At 48.3% G+C, this 25,894-nt stretch carries 27 protein-coding genes; 8 read left to right on the top strand and 19 right to left on the bottom strand.

What is annotated here, in order from left to right:
- Positions 1 to 16: 16 nt before the first annotated feature.
- Entirely contained in the window at positions 17 to 445 is a 429-nt protein-coding gene (locus ACFQNG_RS07265) for a CD1247 N-terminal domain-containing protein (RefSeq protein ID WP_379864231.1), read from the bottom strand.
- 139 nt (positions 446 to 584) lie between these two features.
- Here ACFQNG_RS07265 and ACFQNG_RS07260 point away from each other — a divergent pair, with 139 nt between their 5' ends.
- The 4 genes from ACFQNG_RS07260 (at position 585) to ACFQNG_RS07245 (ending at position 4,356) form a co-directional block, all read left to right on the top strand.
- On the top strand, positions 585 to 1,859 hold the full coding sequence (locus tag ACFQNG_RS07260) for an MFS transporter (RefSeq protein WP_379864230.1): 1,275 nt from the start codon (positions 585 to 587) through the stop codon (positions 1,857 to 1,859).
- Between the two features lie 204 nt (positions 1,860 to 2,063).
- The gene (gene comA / locus ACFQNG_RS07255; protein ID WP_379864229.1) at positions 2,064 to 2,870 is read left to right on the top strand and encodes a phosphosulfolactate synthase; all 807 of its coding nucleotides are present in this window, start codon (positions 2,064 to 2,066) and stop codon (positions 2,868 to 2,870) included.
- A 137-nt stretch (positions 2,871 to 3,007) separates the two neighbouring features.
- Complete coding sequence (locus ACFQNG_RS07250; RefSeq protein ID WP_379864228.1) at positions 3,008 to 3,463, top strand: DUF441 domain-containing protein; 456 nt, start codon at positions 3,008 to 3,010, stop codon at positions 3,461 to 3,463.
- Positions 3,464 to 3,777: 314 nt separating this feature from the next.
- The gene (locus tag ACFQNG_RS07245) at positions 3,778 to 4,356 is read left to right on the top strand and encodes a DUF1700 domain-containing protein (RefSeq protein ID WP_379864227.1); all 579 of its coding nucleotides are present in this window, start codon (positions 3,778 to 3,780) and stop codon (positions 4,354 to 4,356) included.
- 102 nt (positions 4,357 to 4,458) lie between these two features.
- On the opposite strand, the gene ACFQNG_RS07240 is transcribed toward ACFQNG_RS07245, so the two are convergent.
- The 4 genes from ACFQNG_RS07240 to aroQ all read right to left on the bottom strand — a co-directional run bounded on the left by ACFQNG_RS07240 (position 4,459) and on the right by aroQ (position 7,801).
- A complete protein-coding gene (locus tag ACFQNG_RS07240; protein ID WP_379864226.1) occupies positions 4,459 to 5,616 on the bottom strand; it encodes a conserved virulence factor C family protein in 1,158 nt (385 codons plus the stop codon).
- 75 nt (positions 5,617 to 5,691) lie between these two features.
- Entirely contained in the window at positions 5,692 to 6,249 is a 558-nt protein-coding gene (gene efp, locus ACFQNG_RS07235; RefSeq protein WP_379864225.1) for an elongation factor P, read from the bottom strand.
- A 20-nt stretch (positions 6,250 to 6,269) separates the two neighbouring features.
- Positions 6,270 to 7,340, bottom strand: a complete 1,071-nt coding sequence (locus ACFQNG_RS07230) for a M24 family metallopeptidase (protein ID WP_379864224.1) — start codon at positions 7,338 to 7,340, stop codon at positions 6,270 to 6,272.
- 5 nt (positions 7,341 to 7,345) lie between these two features.
- The gene (gene aroQ / locus ACFQNG_RS07225; protein WP_379864347.1) at positions 7,346 to 7,801 is read right to left on the bottom strand and encodes a type II 3-dehydroquinate dehydratase; all 456 of its coding nucleotides are present in this window, start codon (positions 7,799 to 7,801) and stop codon (positions 7,346 to 7,348) included.
- 354 nt (positions 7,802 to 8,155) lie between these two features.
- On the opposite strand from aroQ, the gene ACFQNG_RS07220 reads away from it, so the two are divergent.
- Positions 8,156 to 9,073: a DUF1385 domain-containing protein gene (locus ACFQNG_RS07220; protein WP_379864346.1), complete on the top strand. Its 918-nt coding sequence runs from the start codon at positions 8,156 to 8,158 to the stop codon at positions 9,071 to 9,073.
- A 24-nt stretch (positions 9,074 to 9,097) separates the two neighbouring features.
- Complete coding sequence (locus ACFQNG_RS07215) at positions 9,098 to 9,382, top strand: hypothetical protein (protein WP_379864223.1); 285 nt, start codon at positions 9,098 to 9,100, stop codon at positions 9,380 to 9,382.
- 57 nt (positions 9,383 to 9,439) lie between these two features.
- Here the strand turns inward: ACFQNG_RS07215 and ACFQNG_RS07210 are convergent, their stop codons facing one another.
- The 5 genes from ACFQNG_RS07210 to ACFQNG_RS07190 form a co-directional block, all read right to left on the bottom strand.
- Positions 9,440 to 9,661: a protease complex subunit PrcB family protein gene (locus ACFQNG_RS07210; RefSeq protein WP_379864222.1), complete on the bottom strand. Its 222-nt coding sequence runs from the start codon at positions 9,659 to 9,661 to the stop codon at positions 9,440 to 9,442.
- A gap of 418 nt (positions 9,662 to 10,079) precedes the next feature.
- Entirely contained in the window at positions 10,080 to 10,217 is a 138-nt protein-coding gene (locus tag ACFQNG_RS07205; protein ID WP_379864221.1) for a hypothetical protein, read from the bottom strand.
- Between the two features lie 2 nt (positions 10,218 to 10,219).
- Positions 10,220 to 11,179, bottom strand: a complete 960-nt coding sequence (locus ACFQNG_RS07200; RefSeq protein WP_379864220.1) for a patatin-like phospholipase family protein — start codon at positions 11,177 to 11,179, stop codon at positions 10,220 to 10,222.
- 81 nt (positions 11,180 to 11,260) lie between these two features.
- Positions 11,261 to 11,698 carry a transcriptional regulator MntR gene (mntR, locus tag ACFQNG_RS07195; RefSeq protein WP_379864219.1) on the bottom strand — a complete coding sequence of 146 codons (438 nt, stop codon included), beginning with the start codon at positions 11,696 to 11,698 and terminating at the stop codon, positions 11,261 to 11,263.
- A 79-nt stretch (positions 11,699 to 11,777) separates the two neighbouring features.
- Positions 11,778 to 12,341: an NADPH-dependent FMN reductase gene (locus ACFQNG_RS07190; protein ID WP_379864218.1), complete on the bottom strand. Its 564-nt coding sequence runs from the start codon at positions 12,339 to 12,341 to the stop codon at positions 11,778 to 11,780.
- 274 nt (positions 12,342 to 12,615) lie between these two features.
- Here ACFQNG_RS07190 and ACFQNG_RS07185 point away from each other — a divergent pair, with 274 nt between their 5' ends.
- The gene (locus ACFQNG_RS07185) at positions 12,616 to 12,915 is read left to right on the top strand and encodes a DivIVA domain-containing protein (RefSeq protein WP_379864217.1); all 300 of its coding nucleotides are present in this window, start codon (positions 12,616 to 12,618) and stop codon (positions 12,913 to 12,915) included.
- A 55-nt stretch (positions 12,916 to 12,970) separates the two neighbouring features.
- Here ACFQNG_RS07185 and ACFQNG_RS07180 read toward each other — a convergent pair whose 3' ends face one another.
- Positions 12,971 to 13,726, bottom strand: a complete 756-nt coding sequence (locus ACFQNG_RS07180) for a metallophosphoesterase (protein WP_379864216.1) — start codon at positions 13,724 to 13,726, stop codon at positions 12,971 to 12,973.
- Positions 13,727 to 13,907: 181 nt separating this feature from the next.
- Between ACFQNG_RS07180 and dat the strand changes: the two genes are divergently transcribed.
- A complete protein-coding gene (gene dat / locus ACFQNG_RS07175; protein WP_379864215.1) occupies positions 13,908 to 14,762 on the top strand; it encodes a D-amino-acid transaminase in 855 nt (284 codons plus the stop codon).
- 237 nt (positions 14,763 to 14,999) lie between these two features.
- On the opposite strand, the gene ACFQNG_RS07170 is transcribed toward dat, so the two are convergent.
- The 8 genes from ACFQNG_RS07170 to ACFQNG_RS07135 all read right to left on the bottom strand — a co-directional run bounded on the left by ACFQNG_RS07170 (position 15,000) and on the right by ACFQNG_RS07135 (position 25,894).
- Complete coding sequence (locus tag ACFQNG_RS07170; protein ID WP_379864214.1) at positions 15,000 to 16,853, bottom strand: hypothetical protein; 1,854 nt, start codon at positions 16,851 to 16,853, stop codon at positions 15,000 to 15,002.
- A gap of 489 nt (positions 16,854 to 17,342) precedes the next feature.
- Positions 17,343 to 18,161, bottom strand: a complete 819-nt coding sequence (locus tag ACFQNG_RS07165; protein WP_379864213.1) for a lipoate--protein ligase family protein — start codon at positions 18,159 to 18,161, stop codon at positions 17,343 to 17,345.
- A gap of 84 nt (positions 18,162 to 18,245) precedes the next feature.
- Complete coding sequence (locus ACFQNG_RS07160; protein ID WP_379864212.1) at positions 18,246 to 19,208, bottom strand: NAD-dependent epimerase/dehydratase family protein; 963 nt, start codon at positions 19,206 to 19,208, stop codon at positions 18,246 to 18,248.
- Between the two features lie 98 nt (positions 19,209 to 19,306).
- Entirely contained in the window at positions 19,307 to 21,019 is a 1,713-nt protein-coding gene (gene nagZ, locus ACFQNG_RS07155) for a beta-N-acetylhexosaminidase (protein WP_379864211.1), read from the bottom strand.
- A 163-nt stretch (positions 21,020 to 21,182) separates the two neighbouring features.
- Positions 21,183 to 23,108: a glucose-specific PTS transporter subunit IIBC gene (gene ptsG, locus ACFQNG_RS07150; RefSeq protein ID WP_379864210.1), complete on the bottom strand. Its 1,926-nt coding sequence runs from the start codon at positions 23,106 to 23,108 to the stop codon at positions 21,183 to 21,185.
- A 242-nt stretch (positions 23,109 to 23,350) separates the two neighbouring features.
- Positions 23,351 to 24,190, bottom strand: coding sequence for a glucose PTS transporter transcription antiterminator GlcT (gene glcT, locus ACFQNG_RS07145; RefSeq protein WP_379864209.1), 840 nt, complete (start codon positions 24,188 to 24,190; stop codon positions 23,351 to 23,353).
- Between the two features lie 286 nt (positions 24,191 to 24,476).
- Positions 24,477 to 25,241: a 2,4-dienoyl-CoA reductase gene (gene fadH, locus ACFQNG_RS07140; RefSeq protein WP_379864208.1), complete on the bottom strand. Its 765-nt coding sequence runs from the start codon at positions 25,239 to 25,241 to the stop codon at positions 24,477 to 24,479.
- Positions 25,242 to 25,357: 116 nt separating this feature from the next.
- Entirely contained in the window at positions 25,358 to 25,894 is a 537-nt protein-coding gene (locus ACFQNG_RS07135) for a chromate transporter (protein ID WP_379864207.1), read from the bottom strand.

Here is a 25,894-nt window from a genome sequence, read left to right as displayed (position 1 = left end):
GTAAAAAGAGCGGAATTTATTTCCGCTCTCCATCTTCGTTTATCACATCTTCAATCTCGTCTTCTTCAATTTCCTCAATATCCAATACTGTGTGGCACTTGGGGCAGAGAAGCTCCACATTGTCATCATCTAAATCATCTTCATCGATGGTGACATCTTCACCGCATTCGGGACAAGTGACTTCGATTTCATGCTCCCATTCATCAAGCTCATCATCATCCTCATAACAGAGCAATTCCAATTCATTTAAGTCTTCATCGATAGTCTCAACATATTCTTCCAGCTCTGTCAAACGGCGTTCCAGTTGCTCGACAGACTCAACCAACAAATCCACCACATCTGCTAACCGTGACAAACCACGGTATTCCACATGATGCTGATGATTTAAATCGCCTTCCAATAAACCTTGAATGAAGGATAAATCCCGTTTAATGCTTTCGAACATCACCATTCACCTCTTTAAGCTTCAATTTGTTACTAGTTTGGCATTAACTTGCCCAAGCAAATCCATTCAATAAATGGCAAATAGGAGATGTGCTTCCAGGGCAAACTATTTTCGACATATAGAAAGAGGTGAAATTGGGATGCCACAAGACAAAAGCGCAAAAGCAACAACGGCGCCAAGTTGGTCTGTCCTTATCACATTAAGTTCCATTCCGTTGATCATGGTTTTGGGTAACTCCATGCTGATTCCCGTTTTGCCCACAGCTGGCAAAGTGTTAAAGGTCAATGCCTTTCAAGTCAGCTTGCTCATCACACTCTTTTCGATTCCCGCCGCGCTTGCCATTCCGATCGCGGGGGTCTTATCCGACCGAATCGGACGTAAAAAAGTCATCATCTTTGGCTTGATTCTGTATGGGATAGGCGGATTGTTGGCGGGTTTTTCCGCCATTTATAAAGGAGGCTCCTACGGCTTTATGCTCGCATCAAGGATTGTCCAGGGGCTGGGGGCCGCAGGCACGGCGCCCATTGCCATGGTGTTGGTCAGTGACCTGTTCACCAAAGACAACCGCAGTAAAGCGTTGGGAATTATCGAAGCTTCCAATGCATTTGGGAAAGTGTTAAGCCCCATCTTGGGTTCGCTCATTGCCCTGATTACATGGTACGCCATGTTTTTTGCCTTTCCGATTTTATGCATCCCCGCCGCGCTGGCGTTATGGAAACTGGTCAAGGAGCCGACGAAAAAAGAAGAGCCGCAACCGCTCACCCAATATAAGGAACACATCAAAAAGATTTTCAAGCGGCAAGGCAAATGGATGAGTGTCGCGTTCTTGGCTGGTGCCTTTACCATGTTCACCATGTTTGGTGTGTTGTTCCATCTATCCGATTTCTTGGAAAAGGTGTATCGCATCGATGGAATCAAAAAAGGGTTTATCCTGGCGATTCCCCTCTTGGCTCTATGCGTAACCGCTTATTTCACCGGTTCGCATGTCAAGGAGAATACCCATCAAATGAAAAAATGGCTTTCGATTGGTCTTCTCTTGTCGGCCATAGCCATCTCCACCATCCCTTGGATCAAAAATGCCCCTTTGCTCGTCACGGCGACTTCATTCATCGGGGTGGGGAACGGTTTGGTGTTGCCTTGTTTGAACACATTGATTACCTCAGCCGTTGGCTTACAGGAACGCGGCATCATCACTTCATTGTATGGAAGCGTACGTTTTTTTGGCGTGGCCATGGGGCCACCCGTCTTCGGCGCCTTGGCGGATCGTCCGTTTTTGCTGTTCATTGGACTGGGAATCACGTTATTTCTCGTCACTTGGCTGTGTGTCGCATTCATCCATCCACCCCAACGGATCAAAGGGAAAGATGGGCGTTCGCGGTTGATTATGCGCAAAAAACGTCTTTCGCCTATCTAGGGCGTGTCTGATAAATATGTCGGCGGCTCCAAAACCGTTTTCCCATTCGCTTCACTTGTCCTTCGGCGCTCATCGGGAAAAGGTTTTTCCGCCTTCTCCCAATGGTCAACTTGATTTGCCAGACACGCCCTAGAAGAAACACTTGCTTCTCCTGCCATTTATGCAATAGAGTGGAAGTGAATACGGCGTAAGGGGGAGAGCCTGATGGAAAAGAAAGATCTTTGGCAAGCTCTAGCCGATTTGAGTGGCACACGAGCGGATAATGCCAAGCCTCGATCAACCGGTTGCACGATGGTGATTGATAAAGGATTGGGGTTATCCGCTTATCAAGATCTCTTACAGCTTTCAGGCGAATACATCGACTTTATTAAGCTCGCCTTCGGCACGGCCGCGATCACCCCACGTCACATTCTCGAGCAAAAGATCACACTCGCCAAGCAATATCAAATCCAACTTTATTTGGGTGGAACCTTCTTTGAAATCGCCTGTAGCCGCCATAAGGTGAACGAATACTTTCAAATGTTGCGTCATCTGAAGTTGGATTGGATCGAGATTTCTGACGGGACCATCACGATTCCCGCGAAAACCCGTTTTCAATTAATTCAACAAGCACGCCGGGCGAATTTGCATGTCATCACTGAAATCGGCAAGAAAGAAAATGGCTATCATCCGACCGTGGCGGAGTTTGTGTCCCTGTTTGAACAGGATCGCCAAGCGGGAGCCGCATACGTCATCATGGAGAGCAGAGACTCCGGAAAAAACATCGGAATGTATGATCATGATGGGAATCTGGATCAAGATTTTCTGGAAAAACTGGCTGAGCGCATCCCGATTCAGTATGTCATATGGGAAGCTCCACAAGTCAAACAGCAAGCCCAACTCATCAAGCGATTGGGCAATTATGTGAACCTTGGCAATATACAGGCCTGTGACGTCATCTCTTTGGAGTCCTTGCGCAGAGGCTTGCGGGCCGATACCTTTTCTCTATTCCAATTTCCAACGGGCAACTAATATTCTAAATATTCGGATATAATCCGATCAATTAACCCCCCTTTCCGGCGAATCTTGGCCACTTATGAAAAGGATGACTAAATCCCACTTGTCCATCATAAAGTGATACTAAACAACCTCGGACAGGGGCTAACCATATGAATCCCGATATATTACTCGTTGTCTTAATCGTTATTGGCATTGTCGGACGATCGCCTTTGATCGCCACCGCTGCGAGCCTACTACTCATATTAAAGCTGATTCACCTTGAACGATATTTCCCTGCTGTTGAGCGGCGAGGGTTAGAATTTGGATTGTTATTTTTGACCCTGTCCGTCTTAGTTCCCTTTGCCTCCGGACGCATCCACACCAAAGATATGTTGGCCGTCTTTACCTCAACACCGGGAATTCTCGCCTTATTGGGAGGAGCGCTCGCCACATATATGAATGGCAAAGGGCTGGATCTGCTCAAGGTGGACCCCCAGCTTATCGTCGGGCTGGTCATGGGCTCCATCTTTGGAATCCTTTTCATGCGGGGGATTCCGGTTGGTCCACTCATGGCAGCAGGACTCACGGCTTTTTTCTTGCAAGTTCTCAAATTAATATTCCGTTAGCCCTGCTTCCATGTCGAAGCAGGTTTTTTCTTTTGATTGGAAAATAAACAAATGAACGCAAACGGTAATTTGCTAATAATTATAGAGAGGTACCTTGCGTTGCCACTTACCATATAGTAAGATAATACCAACTGAAGCATTTCGTTGAAAGACCATGATACCAACAAAAGAACCAATCCATCGTTTTCACCATCCACCATCGATCCGGATCACATCACGCCATCATCTCATCATCCATAGTCGCTCTCTTTTTTCCCCATCCGATTGCCATTTTGAGATGGAGGAACAAACTGAATTCGTACGGGGGTTACAACATGAATCCGAAAATCCAAGACTATAGCGAGAAGCTTCGCTCTTATCTGCATCCGCTGCCATCCGCTGAACAGGATGAGATCACTCAAGAAATCGAGAGCCATCTGCTTGAGGGGATCCAACATGGCAAGCCGATCGATGAATTGATCGTCAAATTGGGTGAGCCCAAAGAGCTTGCGAAAGGTTATGTTGGGGAATATTATCTCAAACAAAAGTCAACACGCCCCTCCTTTTTGTTTAGAAAAACGGTTTTCTTCGCGACAACGAGCATGACCAGCCCGGTCGTCACCGTATTTTTGGGCGGAGTCAGTTTTTCATTCGCCATCGCCGCCATTGCCATTCTGCTCGCGGGACTTATGCATACATTTGGAGCTTCAATTCCATTTCAGTTCGGCCCCTATGAAGTTCCGCGCTTTCTAAGTCTGATTGTCGCTTTGGGATTTGCGGCCTTGGCCGGAAAAGTATCTGTTTATTTTTACAAGAAACTGCAAATCTATTTTCAATCAGTACAGAAGCGATATCGTCGTTTATTCTTGGCAAAATCTCATCCTTCCGCCTCCTCAAAAGCCCAGGAAAGTTAATAGGTAAAAAGCCCGTCTACTCTACCTTAAGGCGGGCTTTTTACTAACGCCAAAAGAGAAGGATAACCCTTGTGAGACAACGAAGGATTATCCCCATCGATCTTATTCCGTTCCTTTTCCCTTTTTCTCTTCTTCCATCCGTTTCATCATCTGTTGCCAAACGGTGCCGCTGGCTTCTTCTCCGCGTTCGATCCGTTCCAAAGCCATCTGTGCTTGCAGACGCACCTCAAATTCAGGGTCATTCACTGCTTCCTTAAGCGCCGGCAAAGCAGATTCATCCCCCACTTCATAGAGGAATCGGGCCGCGCGCCAACGAACCAGCTTGTTGGGGTCCTTGAGCGCAACGCACATCGCCGGTGTCGCTGCCGGGTCGCCGATGTCAGACAAAGTATCACCCGCAGTGCGGCGGACGATCGGCGAGGCGTCCCGTAAGGCCCGGATCACATAAGGCAATACTTCTTTGCCCCCGATAAAACCAAGATAAACCACCGCCAACCGGCGAATAGCTGCTTTCGGATCGTCAAGGGCCCGGTCCAAGACCTCAAGTTCTTCCAGCGTCGGTTCATATTGCTCCAAGGCCGCATACCGTTTCTCCCATGACTCTTTAGTAAACGCCCGCATCACTTCCGCTTTGGTCATCTTGTGCTCTTTTCGTTCTTGTTCCGGTTGAAAAGCCCGTTCAACCATTTGGGTCAACCGCACCTCATCATAAGCGGCGGCCAGTTCTTCAACGACTTGCTCGCCCACTTCATGCACATTCCCGTATCGCGGACGCTGTTCCACCCATTCACGCTCAAACACCAAATTGCTTGTCGCCGCCTGGGCTTTCATCACCGACGCTTTAAACCGTTCCGGCAAACCAAAACGAAACTCTTCGCCGTTTTTCACACACTTCACTTGCATCGGGATGCCTTTCAATTTCTGGATAAAGACTTGGACTTCGCCAAAGGCTTCTAAGCCCGCCCTCCCATCATCCGCATCGGCAGGAAAGGCGGGTCCAGTCGCATCCCCCAATTCTTCACGCACTTGCGCCAACACGCTTGGCCAATCCGCTTTGGGGTGGCGTTCAATGGAGATGAAATCCAGTACTTGGAACAGGCTCTTCACCCCTTCGATCCGCAGCAAACGTTGCAAATGGAGCGGAGCGTTGGCCATTGTCTCTTTTGTCACATTATAACTTGTGCCGGCAGGCAACGTTTCATCCAAGTTGCACTTCATCACATTGGGACTTGGCGTGGGTTCAATCGACACGATTTTCATGCGAAACTCCTCCTCCCATGAAAGTAAAACCTCTGGAGCGCGTTGGCTTCAGAGGTTTTGCATCCGATGACTCGATTAAGCGCGGGAAACATATTGACCACTGCGGGTATCAATGATGAGGCGATCACCAATGTTGATGAAGAGCGGCACTTGCACCGTAAAGCCTGTGGACAGGGTTGCCGATTTGCTGCCACCCGTTGCCGTGTCCCCTTTGATGCCCGGTTCCGTATCCACCACTTCCAATTCAACGGTGTTTGGCAATTGGATCCCGATCGTCTCCCCTTTAAAGGAAACGATTTGCACGTTCATGTTTTCTTGCAGGAAATTCAATTCATATTCTAACCGCTCAGCAGGAAGCGTGATTTGGTCATAGGTTTCGTTATCCATGAAGGTATATTCGCCGCCGCTCTCATACAGGTATTGCATTTGGCGGGTTTCCACCAGCGCTTTTTGCACTTTCTCCCCCGCACGGAAGGTGCGCTCTTGGATATTTCCGTTGCGCAGGTTACGCAGTTTGGAACGGACAAAGGCCGCCCCTTTTCCCGGTTTCACATGTTGGAACTCTATTACTTGCCATACGTCGCCGTCCAGCTCAATGGTCAAACCAGTACGAAAATCGTTAACGCTAATCATCTTGACTTTCCTCCATTTTTTTAATCAATTACGATCAATTCTTTGTTGGAGTGGGTGAGCACTTCACAGCCAGTTTCAGTGATAACCACATCATCTTCAATCCGGACACCACCGAGCTCCGGCAGATAAATGCCTGGTTCTACTGTTACAACCATATTTGGCGCAAGCACCGTTTCCCCCCGGGATGAGAGCATGGGAAGTTCATGCACTTCCATACCGAGGCCATGACCCGTGCTATGACCAAAATATTCACCATAGCCATGAGCGCTGATATAATCACGGGCAATCGCATCCGCCTCTTTCCCGGTCATTCCGGGGCGAAGCGCTTCAATCGTACGTTTGCCTGCCTCTAATACAATATCATAAATCTCTTTTTGTTTCTCGCTCGGTTTCCCTAACATGACCGTACGCGTGATGTCTGAAGCGTAACCTTGAAAATAGGCTCCAAAGTCTAGTGTCACCAGATCGCCGTGTTCTAACACTTTGTCACTTGCAACCCCGTGCGGTAACGCGGAACGTTTGCCCGATGCGACAATCATGTCGAATGAAGAGGATGTCGCGCCCATTTCGCGCATGGTGAATTCAAGCTTAAAGGCAATCTCGTTTTCACGCACGCCTGGCTTGATTTCCCCCAAAATCTTGCTGAAGGCCTCATCGGCAATCCGGGCGGCTTCTTTCATCACCGCCAACTCGGCCGCATCTTTGACCATGCGCAACTCTTTCACAACGCCACTGGTTGGTAACAGTTTGATTTGGCCGGCCGCTTCTTTCAACTGCAAGAATTCGGCAAAGGTCAGATGCTCTTGTTCAAAGGCCAACGTCGTGATCCCCAATTTTCGGCATTGATCTCCCACCGTTTGATAAATCGCGCCTTGATGTTGCACCAAGGTCATATGGGGCGCCTGTTCTTGCACCTGGATCACATAGCGGAAATCGGTTATCAAGATCTGCTCCGAGGCCGTTACCAACACCACGCCGGCCGATCCCGTAAATCCGCTCAAATACCGCCGATTCATAGGATGACTGACCAAAAGCGCTTCAATTCCCTGCTCTGTCAGTTTCTCTCTCAGCCTCAAAATGCGCTGTTCCATTCTCTTCACCCCTCATGGTCCATGTTTGGGCTAGCCATCTCCCTGATCGCAGCTAAAGCAAGCTCATAACTCAACGCACCGAATCCCATGATCTGTCCACGCGATACGGGGGCGGTTACAGAGGTATGTCGAAAAGATTCACGGGCGTGAATATTGGACAAATGAACTTCGATCACGGGTACATCGACAGCAGCGATCGCATCACGCAAGGCATAACTATAATGGGTATAAGCACCTGGGTTAAACACTATGTAATCATATTTCCCTTCGGCATGATGAATCCGATCGATTAATTCCCCTTCTATGTTGCTTTGATAACAAGCGACACGGAGGCCCCATTCTTGCCCTTTTTGGATGAGGCGTTCATTTATCGCATCCAACGTCGTTTGACCGTAAATCGCTTTTTCGCGCTTGCCTAAGCGGTTGAGATTTGGACCATGCAATACGAGGACATTCACCACTCTACCCACCTCCCCGCAACTCTTTCGCCATTGTAACACAAAAATGAGCATCCTTGATATCGTTCTCCAGGCAATTTTATATTTTCCCATGAACCGGCATTTTTGTCCATGGGTCATGCCGCCCTAAATGAAAGCGTTTCCTCGTTCATCAAGCAGGAATCCCCTGCTCGCTTGTACAATTGATATAGTACATTCACGCTCTCTGATCCTCCAAATTTTCTCTCCTCTCACACTTCCCAACACATTGTGTTAGAATAAATACACATTGCATGATTGCTAATTACAACAAGGTGGTGCACCTACGTGTCAGGTAAACCCATTGCCTATGGCGGACAAGCCGTTATTGAAGGTGTGATGTTTGGCGGTCAGCACTCCCAAGTCACTGCCGTTCGTCGTAAAGATGGCAACATCGAGTTATTCGAATGCAAAAAAACAACGACTCCAATGCTAAACTTTCTCATGAAGGTTCCTTTTCTCCGGGGAATCGTCGCCTTAATCTCGGCCAGCGCCACTGGGGCCAAACACCTGCAATTCGCTTCCGAGAAATATGAACTGGATCAATCCGACGGTTCGGAAGAAGAAGGGGCAACGGGGTCGAAACAATCCAATTGGACCATGATCATCGGTGTGACCGTGGTGGGCATCCTGTCATTTCTCTTTGGCAAAGTTCTATTCACGGCCATTCCCGCCTTTTTGGCCAGTGTGTTGTTTGATCGGTTTGTACAAAACCTTATCATTCAAAACTTGATCGAAGGAGCGATCAAAACCCTCTTGCTCCTTTCCTATCTGTGGTTGATCTCGCAAACACCCCTGATCAAACGGCTCTTTCAGTACCACGGGGCAGAACATAAGGTGATTACAGCCTTTGAACATGGGGAAGAATTAACAGTAACCAATGTGCAAAAATATTCTACCCTTCATTACCGTTGCGGCAGCAGCTTTATCATTCTCAGTATTATCGTCGGTGTGATTCTATACTCTTTCTTCAGTTACGACGGGGTATGGGATCGCATCGCCACGAGATTGTTGTTGCTTCCGGTCGTGATTGGCATCTCATATGAATTGCTTCGCTTGACCAATGCCGTGCGCGATATACCCGTCCTCACCTATTTGGGATATCCCGGCTTATGGCTGCAAAAGCTCACGACCAAAGAACCTGCCGATGACCAAGTAGAAGTGGCTATCGCCGCTTTTGTGCGGATGCGTGAACTGGATGCCCTGGAACAGGAACAACACGTTCATCAAGCTTCCCATTTGGCTCACACCAGTTAGCCCATAGGAAAGAGGGTGAAATGCGTGATCAACCCCACCAACAAAAAAAGTTGGCATGTTGTGGTATTGGCTTTTGTGTTATTCGGTGCCGTGATTGAATTAATGCAGCATCCCGAGCAATTGCTCCTGCCCATTATCATTGTCGGCATCGTCTTCTACCTGTACAAGTTCCCGCCACGCTGGCTATTGCGCTTAGGCTCCTTCAGCTCACCCTTAGCAACCAAAAGACAAGCCAATCCCAAGCCAAAAAAGCGGAAGAAATACCCGTTTCGCGTGATTGAAGGGAACAACAAAAAGAAAACACTGTAACGAAAAGAACCTAGTTGCCACAATCGCATGTGGCGCTAGGTTCTTTTTGTGGTCACATCACTCAAATGGAAGCCTCTGGCCATTTTGCAGCAGCCATACCCGAACAGAACCAAGGATCTCTGCCAATACCGAGGGATACGACACCACTTGCGGGTATACCCGATCTGCAAGCGGCCATCTTTCCCGCACCGTGATCTCCGCTCCTTCGTCGCGTTCCTCGCCAATCTCCACCACTTCGAGTTCGTAGCCCGGATTGGGACGCTCGCCCACAGATATCAAATGATAACAATAAGTTCCCCACTCAAGCCGGGCAACTTCTGGTGTTTTCTTTTTTACAGAAGTTGCCGACTGAAAGCCCAACTCTTTCAAGGATGGGATGAAAGTCGGCGTTGCTCGGTAATCCCTTTATGGGATTGTTAAGAGTAACAATTTTCAGTATAATCTAACGCATGAGCGGTGCTCATCCCACTGGTAGTGGGTTTTGTTCCTCTGTACGTCATGATATGGGGTTCCAGTGGCGAACCAATCTCTCCCACTGGGTAAAATCATGAGAGTGAGTAAAACGGAACTAGAATGCTGGTAATAGGCGTTCCGCCCATGTGGGTACATGCAACATGAGTTGTAGAACTGCATGGGACGGGCTGATGAGACAGCCCTGAACTTGGGAGTTGCATGAAGCAGAAATGGATTGAGTGCGCTAACTACACAAGAATCCCACGGCTTCAGCCGTGTGGAGTCTCAACAGCATCCATTGAATCACAGCCAACGGCAGATTCCTTTGCTCTGCAACAGGAATGATGCGAATCCGTTGCGATTCCGATCGCAAATAAGCCATGACTATCCCCCTATTTGATCAGACGGGCGCATCTTGTACGTGATCTGTTTGCTTTTGCCGCGGGCGCTGAGATATTGTTCGAAACTCCAATGGTTAAAGAATAATTCAGCCGCTTTCACCCCCGACATGAATAACTGTTCCTTTTTTTCTTTCGAGAGGGAAAAGTCTGTCATCTTCACACCGGCGATCGGCACTTGAATGGTTCGAATCTCTTCGTGTTGTTGCACAAAGCGATTGTCCCTCGCGTCCAGCATCGTATAAAGGAGTGAACGAAACATGCTGAGCGGGCCGTCGATTTGGTGGATTTGGTTATCCCCTTCTGAACAGAGGGCAAAGCCAAAGGTGGGCCAACGCGGGTTATCCTGGTCAAACAGCCAGACCGGGAAATTGCTCAATACCCCGCCATCCACCACATATGACGTTTTTCGGGTGGGAAGGTGCAACAACTTAACTGGCTCAAAGAAAAAAGGAATGCTGCAACTCATGCACACCGCTTTGGCCACTGAAAAGGAACCCGGATCATATCCATACAGCTTCAAATCTTCCGGCAACACCAACAGTTGGCTGCGCGAGATGTCTGATGCGATGATGCGCAGTTTCACATCATCCGGCAAGTCTTTAAAGGTCTGAATGCCTTTGGCTTTGAGCAGATCCGCTACCCATTTTTCCAAGGCCGTCCCTGGATAAAGCCCTTTTTTGATCCACAACCGCAAAGCGGGACCAACAACGGGAATGTAATCATACCAAGACGGGGGCAAAAATTGCAAAAAGTCCTGCTCCATCAAAATTTCGTATAATTCCTTCCCTGTATATCCCGCCGCCAGCAACGCGGCGATAATCGACCCCGCCGATGTCCCCGCAATATTTTTCCATTTGTAGCCTTTGCTCTCAGCGACCGATAACGCGCCCACCAAGCCAATCCCTTTCACGCCACCGCCTTCAAATACGGCATCAGCCCACATCACATTCCCCTCCTCTTTCAAAGCCCTTGTAAAAAAATGTATGTGGATAAGAGTGAAAAAACCCAAGGACAAGTCCATGGGTTATTCCGTTTCGCCGTCCTCTTGTTCATCCGCTTCTTTTAAGGATTGTAGGTAGGCTACTACTTCTTGATGTTCCGATAAATACTCCACCAGGTTTTCGATGCAAGTGATGGAATCCCAACTCAAATGGTGCTCGATTCCTTCCACATCATGATAAATCTGGTCTTCACTTACCCCGATCAGACGCAAAAACTGCTCAAGCAACTGGTGTCGATCCATCAAACGTTTTCCTATTTTTTTCCCTTTAGAAGTTAAAACCAAACCTCGATATTTTTCATACACCAGATACTTATTCTGATCCAGCTTTTGAACCATCTTTGTCACAGATGAGGGGTGTACTTCCAATGCTTCCGCGATATCCGACACCCTGGCATAACCTTTTTGTTCAATCAACTTATAAATGTTCTCCAAATAATCCTCCATACTCGGTGTTGGCATCGAAAGTCCCCCTATCTACGTAGCAAGTAAAAATCAAAGTTAGTTTATCATATTTTTGCGGATAGAGCATATTTTACTCCTATCTTTTCGCATTGACGCGCAGCTCTGTTCCGTATAGTCGAATCGCCTTCACCAAGTTTGCCCCCAAGTCTTCCAGCCGCTGTTGCAGTTTCTCATCTTTTAATGTACCATCCGATTTAAACGCCATATAACTTTGTGGAACCGATGGCATGGAAGGCAACGGCCACGCATGCAATGTACGGCAAATGATATTAAGCGTATTGAGTGTATTCGTGGCTCCCAGCGCGCCTCCTGCTGTGCCGAGCAAAGCGACCAATTTCCCTTCCAACTCGCGTGCTCCAATGAAATCCAAGGCGTTTTTCAAAACACCGGAAATGCTACCATGATATTCAGGAGAAGCCAATATGAACCCATCTGCCTCCAGCATTTTTTGTTTGAACAGATGAACCGTCTCGGGATAAAAAGATTCTTCCCGTCCATCATAGATCGGCAATGGATACTCCCGCAAATCAAAAATTTCTACGGTTGCCCCCATTTTTTCAGCTGCATTCGCCACAATCGCCACAGCCATATGAGTTGTCGATTGTTCACTTAAACTTCCGGGCACTGCAAGGATTTTCATACGAGCTGCCACCTCTCCATTGGTCAGACATTTTTACTTCTGTCGCACGTTACAGTATACCGAATATCCCACGCCATTACCAGCGCATGAAGCGGGGAAATCTCCTTAACGTTTACCTTACCAAATTAATATTTTTATTCTTTGTCAGCATTACATTTTTCTCGATGAACTATTTTTATGAAAAGTTGTGTACAACATGCCAGACAGAGTATTTACCATTCACAATTGAGTGAGTATACTGAATTTATAAATGTTTGCCAAGGAGGTATGAGACATGCCCAGCTTAACTGCCCGTGAAATCCACAACAAGGAATTCAAACGTGCAGTACGCGGTTACGATATGGATGAAGTCAATCATTTCCTCGATCAGATCATAAAAGATTACATAGAGTTCGAAAAAACAATGCAAGCGCAATCGGTATTGAATGAACATGAACGGTACAACCAAATTGAGCAACTGCTCCAACAGCTTCTGTACGATGTGCAGCAATTGCGCGAAGAAAACCGGCAACTTCGCGAACAGCTGAAGGGATGTGTCAACAACATAGACCATCCTCAACAATTTTACCGTTAAGCGGATCCCCACTAATGGGTGGGGATTTACTCCGTTTATGGAGTGAAACAGCCACCTACCGTCTTGATAGGTGGTTTCCGCTATCACAAAGCTTTACAGGGCAAAAACCAATCGCATCACATGCGACCAACTTTAATTCTATTCCATCCACTCGCCCCTGGATCGCTTCCTCTTGCGCTTTACCATGCATATGCCCATAAACGCACAAGCTTACCCCAAACTCTTTCATTATCTCCATAAATCCCGACTCCGTCGCTGATACGGTAAGCGGCGGAAAATGGAGCATGACGATCTTCTCCTTCGCGGGATGCTCCTTCGCGGCCGACTCCAGGGCCAACCTAAGCCTGCCCACTTGGCGTTCATATATCTTTCGGTCTTCCTCTTCCGTAAAAAAGCGATCCCCCGGTAACGTCCAACCTCTCGTGCCCGCCACGATTTTCCCTTCAACAAGCGTGTAATCGGCATCGATCCACTCCATACCTTCCGGTAACACCGACCGCACCTTTTTCTTGCTGTTGGCGTAATAGCAATGGTTCCCTGGGGACATCACTTTCTTGCCCGGCAATTGATTAATCCACTCAAAATCATACCGAGCCACCTCCAATTTCATGGCCCAACTGATATCGCCGGGAATCAGCACCGTATCCTCCCTGTCCACCACACGGTTCCAGTGGTCACGAATCCGTTCATAATGGCGCGTCCAGCCAAACACATCCATTGGCTTTTCTATATCTTGATCGGGGTTAATATCATAAAGTGTAACGGGTCTGTTAAAAGATAGATGCAAATCACTTAATGCGTATATAGCCACTGTTTCCACATCCCTAATCCATTTTGACGCCTATGTATGACCAAAGCTACTCCCATTGTTTCAAAAAAACCGGCGCTTGGCAAGCAAAGTGATGTTTGATTTCCCACAAGATCAAGGCTTGTACTTTTCAGACCCTTCCGGCAAACTAGAATAAAGATACATAAAGAGAGGATGAAGCGATATGATTTTATATGACAACCGTTTAATATCCCGTGAAGAAGCCCACATCGACGTTGAAGACCGCGCTTACCAATTTGGTGACGGCGTGTATGAAATGATTCGGGTATACCACGGGCGTTCTTTCTATATGGATGAGCATTTGGCGCGTTTGGAGCGGAGTGCCAGAGAAATCCGTCTGGAACTCCCTTATCCCATCGCCGAATTGAAACAGTTGTTGCATGAACTTATCCGGCGGAACCAGCTTGAAGAAGGGAATATTTATATTCAAGTAAGCCGTGGCACCGCGCCTCGCTATCACGGTTTTCCAGACCAAGCCCGCCCGCTGACCATCGCCTACGTGCAACATGCGAAGCGCCCGTTGGCTGAATTGAACCATGGCATCCGGGCCATCACCACGGACGATATCCGCTGGTTGCGCTGTGACATCAAAAGCTTAAACTTGCTTGGTGCCGTATTGGCTAAACAGACGGCCATCGACCATGGAGCCAAAGAAGCGATTCTCATTCGCGACGGTGTCGTTACGGAAGGAAGCTCCACCAATATCTTTATCATCAAAGACGGCACCCTTTATACCCATCCGACCAATCATCTGATCTTAAACGGGATCACCCGCCAAGTGGTTCTCAAATTGGCAGACGAATGCGAAATTCCGTTTAGTGAGACAGCTTTCTCCAAGGAAGAGCTGGACCAAGCGGATGAAGTCTTTTTGAGCAGCACCACGATGGAAATTTGCCCCATCGTCGAAATCGACAACAAACCGGTGAATCAAGGCGTGCCAGGTCCGATAACCAAACAGCTCCAGGAAGCGTTCGTCAATGAGATCAAACGCACCACCCTCTCGGACACTCCTTCTTGAAATTTATTGAAAATAATGGAAGGGAAAACAACAACATTGGCGAACATATAATTAGTCGTTTGTAGACGCCGATGTAGAGGGATCTTTCACATGGTCTTGATATGGTTCAACTTCACTCCATGTTTAAGCGATTAACCCTTCATCATCATTGTCTCCCTTCACACTGTTGGCTGCTGGATCACAGCAGCCTTTTTTGTAAGCATGGAAAAAGACCGTGCCATTTAAGTCACGGTCTTTTTACTGCAATTCTTCCTGGATATTTTCTTTCTCTTCAACCAACTGGAACCCATTGCGATTCTGCAAGGTTACATCTTTGAGCAGCACGGGGGACTGGTCCGTATGCTCCAATGTCGTTTTATTGGTCCCTCGCGACAGATCAATGGTTAACGTGGTGAAGGATGGCTTGATCGTAACCGCATAAGGCACATCGTCAACCGATTTCCAATCCAATGGTTTCTCGGCGACCTTCTCGATTTTCTCTTCCAACTTGAACAAGCTGACCTTCTTCTCTTTGCCTTCCAACACCAGCCGGTAGCGAACGCTGTTGATGGTTTGAATGTCGATTTGGAACACATCATCTTGCGTCGCGGGAATAAATGAGAATTTAGACGTATCATTGGCACCCAAACGAATCTGAGAAGCCGGGAATACCTTCAGCCGCGAACGTTGCTGTTCATCCAGCGTCAACACCGCTTGCCCAAAATCGATATGCCAAGGTTGTTGGTTCATCCAGACACGTTCCACCATTTGCTTATCGGTCACCGGGTTCGGTTCGGGATAGTACAACACGGCGCCTTCTTTTCCGCTGAATCGCAATTTCAACTCACCTGAAACCGGAGTGATCCCTGTCGCAACCCATTTTTCAGGTTGTCCTTCTTCAGAAAATGCCATACGGATCGGTTCGTTGGGATAGTACAAAATTTCAAATGTGTATTTTTTCCCCGGCTTGATCTTATAGCCATCACCGGAAACGCCCACTTTGGTCATTTTGGAGCCAAGGGTATGATATAGCTCGATCGAACCTTGTTTATTAATATAAATCCCGTATTGTGCTTTGCCGTCGGAAGATTCCAAGTAACCGTAAAACCCGTTTAACTTGGCTAGTTCAAACTCCCCGCGCAAATTGGAGTCACCCGTCAAGGTGTAAGGAAGCGCGAATTGGGTTTTGTCATTGGAGAAATGAATCGACTGCACGAGGGAACCACCCGTATCAATCTGTTCCCCGCCTTGTTGGCCAACCGCATTATCCGGATTTTCAAAAATTCCCGTGTAACTATCTTCCGGCTGCCACTGAGAAACAGCAAGAGTCACCAATACCAATGCAGCAGCAGCAATGGTAACCGTGGTGACAACTCCTTTCCGTTTCGTCTTTTTCGACGCCGCGTTTTTACGGCTCAAGCCGCTGCCTTGAATGTCTCCCTTGGAATCAATGTAACCCTCAACCGCCTGCAATACATCCACATAAGGTTGTTTGCGATCCAAGCTCATGAGGGCCAATTTGGCGATTCGACTCGGAATCTTTTTCCGTTCCAAGACCGTTTCACACTGTTTTATTCCGCCTACTGGTGTTTGACCGGTTAAGAGATAAAAGAGGAGTTCACGCCATTTCTCATCGTAGCGCGGTGTTTTGGGATCCTTCATAAAATAGAATAAAATAAGGGGTTTATGTCCGTTCAACAAAATATTCTTAGGATCTAACGTCGCGCTGAGAGGTAGGGGTAAACGCTCCAAATCCCGTAACGTTTTAAAACACTTGCCCACAATGCGTACAGCCACTTCTGGGTCCATTGCCCGTTCTTTATTTACGACTAAAGGCAAGGGGTCTCCAGCAAACGGAGGGTGAACCAACAACAGCTCGTTTTCTTCCTCAATGATGTCAAGGATCGGCGCTAAATATGGGTGCTGCAGCCGACGAAATGCTTCTTCATAACCGTTAGGAAGAGGGCGGCGTGTAATCTTGATGCTTTGTAGGAAAACTTGGGCACCATCCGCAGATTTCGCTTGTAGAAGTTGACCAGAAAAAAAGTTGATCACATCTTCCACTTGAAATCTTTCATAATATCGACGCTTCATATTTGTTTCCTGTTTCAATCTAGTTTCCCCTAACCTTTATGATAATGAGATTTGATGAAAGTTAGAATGAATTAGAAAATAATAGCATATATCTGCTAGCACCTCTATGCTATCATAAGCAACCGAAAAATCAAGAAGAAAATTATTCAACAACATAAAACCAATGGGATTTGGCAAAAGTCTTTGACATTTCCGTGTACATTCGGGCAATTTTGTTACGCGTACAGAAATAAATCACCCCCTTGCATGAAATTTCCTTCTGTCGGGAGGGGGAATCTCTCCAACGGACCAGTCCATTTACGTCAATCCTGAAGCGCTATTCACATCCCAACCTCCTCGCTTGTTTTATATAAATAATTTCTATAAACAAACTAAAAATTCCTCGAAAATTTATGGACCGAATTATGTGTAAAGACAATGGAAATGCAAATTCAACCTTGCAAAGAAAACAGCGCGTACTGGTCTGCGGTTTTAAAAAAGTCCAGCAAAGCATGGCTCTACTGGCTCTCATCTGAGGTAATTCCATTCATCGTGGGCATATCGCGTTTCGATCAGCTGCTGGGCCCGCTCCCACTCTTCCTCGGTCAATGCGCCCGGCTTGAGCTGAATCCCCATTCCTTCCCCAAATCCTTCATAAAACGCTCGCTTACATTCCTCAAGATCGATCTCACGCTCCGCCAGCTGACGGATGGCGACCGCTTTTTCCACAAAGGACTGTTTCAGTCTATGCCTTACGCGCTCTGACGGAAAGATCAGCACATCAAACAAAGCATCCGCATCCAAATCGAGCAGAATGGAACCATGTTGCAGGATCACACCCCGCTGCCTCGTTTGCGCGCTTCCGGCCACTTTTCTCCCGCCAACCACCAATTCATAGTCGGAAGGGGAATCAAAACAGGCCGAAGAAGCCACACCGGAACGCCCTTCCGTCTTGGGTGGAGCGAGGTAAGCTTCCAGACCCAAGCGCCGGAAGCCAGCCAATAACCCTTGACTGATGACACGGTAGGATTCACTCACTGTCGCTGGCATCAGAGGGTGGTCCTCCCTCGCGATCACGCTGTAAGTCAGCTCTTGATCATGTAGCACCGCTCGCCCTCCCGTCATGCGCCTGACGAATCCAAATCCTTTTTCTCGCAATTTCACAAAGTCGATCTCTTTCTTGGCTTTTTGAAAATACCCGATGGACAAGGTCGGTTGCGTCCAACCGTAGAACCGAATGGTTGGTGGTACGTTCCCTTCCCGGTGCAACTGCAAGATCGCTTCATCTATCGCCATGTTTTGCGCGGGCGTATATGCTTCATATGGGATAAACCGCCATACATCCATAACCTTTCACACCTTTACTCTAACATCCCATCTATATTCTAACACAACGAAATACCCTACCTAGAATGAATGCGATTCAAACGATCACAACATTTTTTGTTTCTCCCAAGCGACGATCTCCTCGATTGTCTCTGTTAATGGAGTGATCGTATAGCCCAATTCCCGCTCCGCCTTGCTGGAAGAATAATAAATGTTGCGCCCGGTCAGCTTTGCCAAATCCCAAGCAAAAGCTGGATCTTTTCCAGTGGCCACGGACGCCAGCTCACCCAGCATGGCCACCGCTTTCATTAAGTTTCGCGGCGCTTGGCGAATGGTTAATCCGGTTTGCCCTTGGTCGGCTAGTTGTTGGAGGAAGGATAACAGGGGCAAATTGGTTCCTCCCAATATGTATCGTTCGCCGATCCGGCCTTTTTCCGCCGCCAACAGGTGTCCACACACCACATCCGTCACATTGCACACGTTTACCCCACCTGACGGGGCAACAGACAGCTTTCCTTGCAATACTGCATGCACAAAACCACCCGGCTCAGCCCGAATCCCTATGATCACGGTCGGATTCACCACCACTGCCGGCAAGCCTTGCTCCACCAGCGCCAATACCGCATCTTCCCCCGCCCGTTTGGCGATCGCGTATTCCACCTGCAGTTCTCTGCCGTTAAACGCAAAGGATTCATCGATTTCATCCCGTTCCGGCAATCCCACCGCCGCAGCCGAGCTGGTGTGGATAAACCGCTTGACGCCACTTTTCAACGCTTCGGTGGCTATGTTTCTGGCACCGTCCACATTAATCCGGTACATCCGTTGTCTGTGCCATTTACCCCACGCTACCTCTCCCGCCACATGAAAGACCCAATCCATCCCTTCACATGCCCCTTGGATCGTTTCCGGTTGGATGATATCTCCTTCCAATAAGGAAATCCCTTCGGGCAAACCCGCCAATGTAGAGGTGCGTCGGTGCAATACGGTCACATCCAGCCCCATTTCCACCAGCCGGTGCACGAGATTGCGCCCCAAAAAGCCGCTTCCTCCTGTTACCAGTACCCTCATTCCACTGCGTTCTCCTTTCAAGTCACCTTCCATCTATTCTACTATACCATGCCAAGAGAAAGGCCACAGCCGTGATGGACTGTAGCCAGCTTGCCGTGCTATTGGGTCCCATAGGACAATCCATGCCCATACTCATACAGCCCCGGGATGGTGACAGGCAGTTTTCCTTGCGGTTGATTGGCCCCAAATATCGTTTCCACGGCCGATTGCAAAGAACCCTTGCGAAAGCCGTAGGCGTTCAGATAAGCATCCACCTCTGGAAACTCCTTGATGTCATAAGGGTTGCGGAAGCCGATCACAATGAGGGGTTTATTTAGCTTTTGCAATGCCCGCACCAACTTCACTTGCTGGGGATACAGGTTGGCGCTATATGTTCCCACCAACAACACATCTTTGTCTTGCGCCAGCGCAAGCGCTTGGTTTATCGTCTCATCGCTGGGATTTACCTGTTTGATATGCATCTCTTCCACATTTGAATGATATGGTTGAACTTGATCCAAAAGCGAATACTGGCTGATGATCCCCAACTTTTGACCCACATCCAAGTGGAGCGGTAAGATGCCCGCATCATTTTTGACCAAGGTGATGGCTTGCCTTGCCATCTCGAGCGCCCTTGATTGATGTTTCTCGATGCCCACCTTTTTGCTCACTTGTTTCAATGGAACGATACGTTCGGTAAACAATTCGTATTTCATCTTTGCCCGCAGGATGCGGAGAACTGATTGGTTAATCCGGTCTTCGCTGATCTTGCCTTGCCGTACAGCTTGGACAATCGTCTGGTGAACGTCAAGCTGTTCTTCCGTCGTCAGCTCAGGCGTCAACAGAATGATATCGGCTCCCGCTTCCACCGCTTTGACAGCCGTTTGGGACACGCCACCAAAATAATTGGCCACTCCCGCCATCGTCATGCTGTCAGTGATGATCAATCCGTTATATCCCAGCTCTTCGCGCAATAGCCCTGTGATGATGGGCTTGGACAACGTAGCTGGCAGATTGGGGGTCGGATCAAGCGCGGGAACATGGATATGGGCGGTCATAATGGCATCTGTGCCGGTGGCGATCGCCTTTTTAAACGGCACCAATTCCACTTGCTCCAGCTCCTGTTTGCTCTTATGGATCACCGGAAGCCCAAGATGGGAATCGACATTGGTGTCGCCATGCCCCGGGAAATGCTTCACGGTCGCAATGACACCGTTTTCTTGGAGTCCCTTGATTTGCTCCGCCCCAAACCGGGCCACCAGGGTCGGCTTCTCCCCGTAAGAACGAACACCGATCACCGGATTGGCCGGGTTGACATTCACATCCAAATCGGGGGCCAGATTCATTTGGATCCCGATCGCCTTTAACTCTTTCGCCGTAATTTCAGCGGCTTGGCGGGCCAACTCCCGGTTGCGGGTTGCCCCCAAAGCCATATTCCCCGGCAATTCGGTCGCTCCTGTCGTCAAGCGGGCGACCACTCCCCCCTCTTGATCGGTTGCGATCAAAAGGGGCAATCCGAGTCGCGTCTCCTTGGCCAGCTTTTGCAATCCGTTAGTCAACTGGGCCGTTTGCAATGGCGTCTTGACATTGCCGGTATACGCAAACAGAATCATGGAGCCCACGTGTCCGTCCTGTATCAACCTACGCGCTTCTTCAGTCGGCTTCTCCCCATAAAAGCCCGCCATGATCATCTGGCCCACTTTTTCTTCCAGCGTCATTTGCCAGAGCGCCGCTTCGGGAGTATAGGAGTCGTCCGCACGTATGAAACCTGTCTGGCATACCAAGAGTATAGCCAAGGTCAGACATAGCCACCCACTTGCCATTGTTTTCATAAGATCTCCTCCTTGAGGGTAAATGACGGATCTGTCGAGACGGGAGCAAAAACATTTCTAATTAAATCATGTCAATTTAATATTAACTGATTATTCCTTAATATTTAAGCGAAAAAAAACGGCCAGTCGTCTTACTGGCCGCTTTAAAATCGCACACTTACCCTTATTCAATCGTGAGAATGTTCTCTTCTCCACGTTTGGTTTCCGTTTGATTCAATTTCACACTCGCCCCTTCTGGCAAGTTGGTAAAGATGATTGGCGTAATTGTGGAAGAAGCATGTTCTTTGATATAAGCCAAATCTACTTCCAACAACTTTTGGCCTTTCTTCACTTTGTCCCCTTCAGCGATGAAGGATTCAAACCCTTTGCCTTCCAGATTGACGGTGTCAATGCCCACATGGATCAACACTTCCCGACCATCGTTGGCGCGGATGCCGATCGCATGTTTGGTTGGGAACAAGTTGACGATTTCACCATCCACTGGGGAAACGACTGTTCCTTCTGTCGGCTCAATCGCAAACCCATCCCCCATCATTTTTTGGGAGAACACTTGGTCAGGCACTTCACTGAGCGGCAACAGCTTCCCTGTCAGCGGAGCCGCAAATTCACCTTGCTTAGCGTCCGCTTTCACTTCTCTGGCCGGTTCCGCCGCTTTAGGCGCCGCGGTTGGCTTTTTGCCCATCATGATTTGCTTCATCTGCTCTTTGATGATATCCGACTTCGGTCCGAAGATCACTTGCAAATGGTTGCCCATTTCCAAGACGCCAGATGCCCCCAACTTTTTCAGACGATCTTTGTCCACTTTCTTCACATCATTGACGGAGATGCGCAGACGGGTGATGCAAGCATCCAAGTTGGACAAGTTTTCTTTGCCGCCCAGCGCTTCCAACACGTTTGCCGCCAGGTCGCCCGTATCCGCCGCCGTGATGTTGTCATTTTCTTCTTCATCTTCCCGGCCCGGTGTCTTGAGGTTCCATTTGCGAATCGCAAACCGGAAACCGAAGTAATAAACGACCGCAAACGCCAGACCGACCGGAATGATAAGTAAAGGTTTCGTATCGACATCCCAGAACATGATCAAGTCGATAATCCCACCGGAGAAGGTCAATCCCGCTTTCACGCCGAGAATGTCCATCAACATGAAGGACAATCCGGCAAACACACAGTGAACCGCATACAAGACTGGTGCCACAAACAGGAAGGAAAACTCAATCGGTTCGGTAATACCCGTCAAGAACGAGGTCAGTGCCGCAGATAGCATAATCCCGGCGACCAGTTTTTTCTTCTCCGGACGCGCTTCTTGATAAATCGCCAGGGCCGCCGCCGGCAAACCGAAGATCATGAATGGGAATTTACCGGACATAAACGTTCCCGCCGTTGGGTCCCCCGCGAAGAAACGCGTTTGGTCCCCTTTGAAAACTTCGCCCGCCGCGTTGGTCCAAGTACCGAATTCATACCAGAACGGCGAATAGAAGATATGGTGCAAGCCAAATGGAATCAAGCCACGCTCGATGACCCCGAAGATAAAAGCCGCCACTGCCGTATTTTGCGTCGTCACGATATGGGACAACTTATCGATTTGCGTTTGAATCGGCGGCCAGACAAAGAAGAACAGCAAGCCCAGCAAGAACGCCGACGCAGCGGTAATGATCGGCACGAAACGCTTGCCGCCAAAGAATCCCAAATACGAGGGCAGTTCAATCGCATGGAAGCGATTGTACAAGAGGGCCGCCACAACCCCGATGAAGACCCCGCCGAAGACCCCCATCTGCAAGGTGGGAATCCCAAGGACTTCCACTGTTTTCACGCCATAGAGCTTGGCCATTTCACCCAGTGTGGTGTTCATGATGAGATAGCCAACAACCGCCGCCAAACCAGCTGTCCCTTCACCATTGGCGAGACCGATCGCTACCCCGATGGCAAAGATCAAGGCCAAGTTCGCAAAGACGATATTCCCTGCGCTTTCCAAAATCCCGATATGCAACTTATTCCCGAACGCAAGCAGCAAACCGGCCGCCGGCAAAATCGCCACCGGCAACATCAACGATTTCCCTATTCGCTGTAGGATCCCGAAGAGTTTTTTAAACATCTTGGTCGTCTCCTCCTAAAATAGTTGTCAAAGAACGATTATGAGTGGAATAAAGACGTTCACTCTCCTGTTATCACTTGTTTTGCCCAACCCCATCGCAAAATAAAAAGGCATGAGCAAAAAAAGACAGATGCGAGCGCTTGCAAAAGGGAAAAACTCCCTTGAACAAGTCAAATCATCACGCCTTTTTTCACTCATGCCTGATCGGGTCAGTAACACGTGAAAACAAGAGCTAAACTTATTCAATTACTGGCAATTCGTTGCAAATGCAAAGTTAAGTAACTCACTTCAGCCAAAGGAACCGGTTTCTTTAACTCCCGTTCCATCACCTTGGCTAGCTTCCAAGCGATATCATAACATACGGGATATTGAGTGCGCAAGAGGTCTGTAAACCCTTCCGGCTCGGAAATTTCTTCCTCCTCCACGGTGCGTTCAATGGCAAAACGCAAGTGGGTGACTAAGCGCAGATAAGATATGCTCTTGCGATCCACTTTCCTCTTCAAGGCCGTTTCCACCATATGGATCAATCTGATAATCAATCGTGAATACTGATGAATCTCCGCCAAGTGCCTCCGGGTTAGCGCGCTATGGATATGCATCGCGATAAATCCCACTTCCGATTCAGGCAAGCGAACCCCCAACTTGATCTCGATCATATCGACAATCTCTTCCGCCACTTCATACTCCCGCTCATACAACGCTCGCGTTTCAATCAGAAACGGATTGGCGAATTCAATGCCTTGTTCCAATCGTTTGATCGCAAAGCCGATATGATCCATCAGAGCCGTATGAATGTGTTCATTCAGCGGTGTTTGAAAACGCTTTTGAATATGAAGAACCACATCATTCATCACATCAACCAACTGCTCATCCACTTGCGACAATAGCTGTTTGTATTGTTCTTGTTCTTTTTTGTCTTTCAGAACAAAGCACTTTTCCACCGTTTCTTCCTGGATCAGTTCCCCCACCTTTTTCTTGAACCCGATCCCTTTTCCGATCAAGACAACCTCATGCCATTCCGGATGTACCGCAATGACGACATTGTTATTGAGGATCTTTTTGATGCGAAATGGTTCACTCATGTCTGTTTCGACCTCTCTCTCAACCACTGATCCGATAACAAGCAATATACGATAAAAAGACAAGAAAAATCAATCCCGAATTATTTATGGATGAGTGTGTTGGCAACAACTCCTTTATGATTTAAATATCATTTTTATCATTTCAAAACCAACCATGACAAATGCTTCCGTCGAAAAAAAACAGGTTATGCTGCTATAGGCATAACCTGTTTTCCGCGATGATAAACCTAGCTGAATTTTCCTCGGCATTTGGCCGCTCCCCAAACTGGAAGAGATGAGTCACATTCTATAAAAAGCGACTGCTGTTCATCCACAAGCCACCATCCATTGTGATACAGTCCCCATTGATATATTGGGCCTCGTCAGATAACAGAAATTTGACCAGTGCGGCAATCTCTTCCGGCTTCCCAAAGCGTTTCAACGGTACGGAGTGCATGACGGCCTGGTGGGCGCGTTCGTCGGCGATCAATTTTTCGACCCCACCGGTGTTCTCAATCGGTCCGGGCGCAATACAATTGACACGAATTCCTTTGCTTCCCCATTCCACCGCCAACGTCTGGCTCATCGCCAACACCCCCGCTTTGGCGGACGCGGAGTGAACAACCCCGGCCGCCCCGGTCCAAGCATAGGTTGCCACGATGTTGACGATGGAACCTGGGCGCCCTTCCGCGATCCACCCTTTTGCCACCGTTTGGCTAAAATACCATGTCCCGTTCAACACGATATCAATGACTGAGCGCCAACCATTGGGGGACAATTTCTCCGCTGGCACGATAAAGTTGCCAGCCGCATTGTTGACCAAGTAATCAACATGGCCAAAGACTTCATTCGCTTTTTGCACAGTCGCCTCGACTTGGTCTAAGTGGCGAACATCCATTGGAACCGCCAACACCTGCCCCGAAAACGTTTCCATCTCTTTGCGCGCCGCTTCTAACCGTTCTTCATTGCGCGCGGTAATCACGACGTTTGCTCCCTCTTGGCACAGACGGGTGGCGATCGCTTTTCCCATCCCATTGCTTCCGCCTGTGACAATCGCTGTTTTTCCTTTCATTCCGACACGCTCCTTTTTCTCATAATTGAATGCCCATTCATTATTTTATAATAAAATGAATTTGCTAACATCATAAAAATGAAAAAAACTCCTCACCTGGTTTTTCAAGTGAAGAGTCATTGATACAAAACCACACCCACCATCCCAGACATGGCCAACACCATAATGGGATGGATTTTGTACCGCACCAAGGCAAAGAGCGCGCAAAGAAAGATCAGAAGCAAGCTGATCGTATGCGCGTTCCACTCGCTCACGATGAGATTGCCGTCGGCAAAACGAATCGCAGCATAAACGATCAACCCGATAATCATGGGCTTCAACCCGTACAGCGCCGATTTGTACAAGGGATGCTTGTGCAAACGAAAGATCACCGCCGTAATCAGCACCACCAAAAGCAACGAAGGCAACACCATGCCCAGCAAGGCAACCATCGCACCAAGCACTCCTCCCGCCTGGTAACCGACAAACACCGCGCTGTTCATCGCCAGCGAACCAGGTGCCATCCCTGCCAACGCAATCACTTCTGAGAAATCTTGCGCACTCATCCAGCCATGGATTCGAACCTCGTGCTCAATCACTGGAATCATGGCATAACCCCCGCCAAACGAAAACAAGCCGATCTTAAAAAAAGTGACAAATAAGTCGATGAGCAT

This window comes from Laceyella putida (assembly GCF_042665195.1).
In the GTDB taxonomy this organism is placed as follows: domain Bacteria; phylum Bacillota; class Bacilli; order Thermoactinomycetales; family Thermoactinomycetaceae; genus Laceyella; species Laceyella putida.
The sequence above is the reverse complement of the archived record's forward strand: the minus strand, read 5'-3'. Positions and strand labels throughout refer to the sequence as shown.